The organism is Pedobacter polaris (assembly GCF_005116505.1).
GTDB lineage: Bacteria > Bacteroidota > Bacteroidia > Sphingobacteriales > Sphingobacteriaceae > Pedobacter > Pedobacter polaris.
Genome location: NZ_SWBR01000014.1, coordinates 1 through 836, shown reverse-complemented (window position 1 = coordinate 836; position 836 = coordinate 1). Strand labels below are relative to the sequence as shown.

1 protein-coding gene is annotated in these 836 nt (G+C 46.8%); it reads right to left on the bottom strand.

Annotated features, from left to right (window positions below; all coding sequences use genetic code 11):
- Window positions 1-836, bottom strand: an 836-nt coding sequence (locus tag FA048_RS19790) for a fibronectin type III domain-containing protein (RefSeq protein WP_205943534.1), incomplete at both ends; no start/stop codon positions are given.

Below are 836 nucleotides of genomic sequence, written 5' to 3'. Positions count from 1 at the left end.
GCATAAACTTTCCAATAGTAGGTAAGCCCTGCTGTTAAACCAGATTGTACTGAAGAAGTAATCCCTGCTGCGGTTTGGCTTGCAAAAGAATAGTTCACTCCATCTGAAGAGCTGTAAACGACAAAGCCTCTTTCATTGGAGGAAAGATCTGACCAATTTAGTGTCATTGCCGTACCGCTTACTCCTGTAAAAGTTAAACTGCCAGGAGCTGTTGGTATAGGGGGGGTAAAGCCATACGTCCTTCCTGAAACAGGTTTGGTGGTTACACTTTGTGCCGTTGTTGAATTTACGCCTGTTCCTGCGTTGGTTACCGAAAGAAAGTTGCCCGCTCCGGTTGAAGTAGCTGTAATGCCAATATGAGCTGAAGCCGATGCAAGGGCGCCTGTTTCCGGCCTATATACAAATTCAACTTTACCGGTACCTTCGTACAATTTTGTTTGGAAGGAGATCGTATTGCCCGTCGCTGTATAGTTCCAGCGGACGTTGAGGTACTGAATGGTGAAAATACGATTTGGGGAGCTGCCTGTTACCCGATAGGATACATTGGTGGCGACCTGTAAATGCAGGTCATCCCATAAGGGGGCTAATACAGGCCTGGGTGCCCCCCCGCTGACAATATCCCGGGTATAGCTCGCATCCGTAATATTTGCGCCAAGTGTAAGCCAGCCATTCGTACTTGCAGATATGGTTGTGTATCTGGTGCCCATATACCAGAAATCAAATCCGATTGGTATGTTATTGAAGTATCCGTCATCTACATCACCGGCTGAAAGGGCTGGATTAGTGGGGGTAGTTAAAGCTGTAAATGTACCGGTTGAGCCGGCAAAAGTATAATT